Source organism: Shigella sp. FC1567, assembly GCF_001743015.1.
Taxonomy (GTDB): Bacteria; Pseudomonadota; Gammaproteobacteria; order Enterobacterales; family Enterobacteriaceae; genus Escherichia; species Escherichia coli.
In genome coordinates this window covers 1-427 of record NZ_MIIV01000405.1, presented here as the reverse complement: position 1 = coordinate 427, position 427 = coordinate 1, and the positions used below count along the sequence as shown (strand labels likewise).

At 55.7% G+C, this 427-nt stretch carries 1 protein-coding gene and 1 pseudogene; one reads left to right on the top strand and one right to left on the bottom strand.

Annotated elements, in window-relative coordinates:
- Positions 1-231, bottom strand: a 231-nt coding sequence (locus BHE85_RS18720) for an IS3 family transposase (RefSeq protein ID WP_023147292.1), incomplete at its 3' end; no start/stop codon positions are given.
- 41 nt (positions 232-272) lie between these two features.
- Here BHE85_RS18720 and BHE85_RS27735 point away from each other — a divergent pair.
- A pseudogene (locus BHE85_RS27735) lies at positions 273-427 on the top strand (DDE-type integrase/transposase/recombinase); the annotation flags it as partial.

The window sequence follows — 427 nt, the reverse complement described above, 5'->3', positions numbered from 1 at the left end:
TTCCAGCTCTTTCAGACGCTGACGTTCAGCGGTGGTGAGCCCGCCATCACCGCCTCCGGTATCCCGCTCATGCTGGCGTACCCAGACACGCAGAGTCTCCGGTGTACAGCCAATCTTTGGGGCAATGGAACAAATTGCCGCCCACTGTGAGTCATATTCGCCCTGACTTTCCAGAACCATACGAATCGCCCTCTGACGGACTTCGGGGGAAAAACGAGTATTTTTAGTCATCCTGTTTACCTCTTTCTCAGGGAGTTTAGTCTCCAGGATTCCCGGGGCGGTTCACCATGTCGTTCTCGCCGGACAGCAGGCTCACCATGAAAGCGCTGGAAATGGCATGGGAAACCCGTGGTAAGCCCGGCGGGGTGATGTTCCACAGCGATCAGGGCAGTCATTATACGAGCAGGCAGTTCCGGCAGTTATTGTG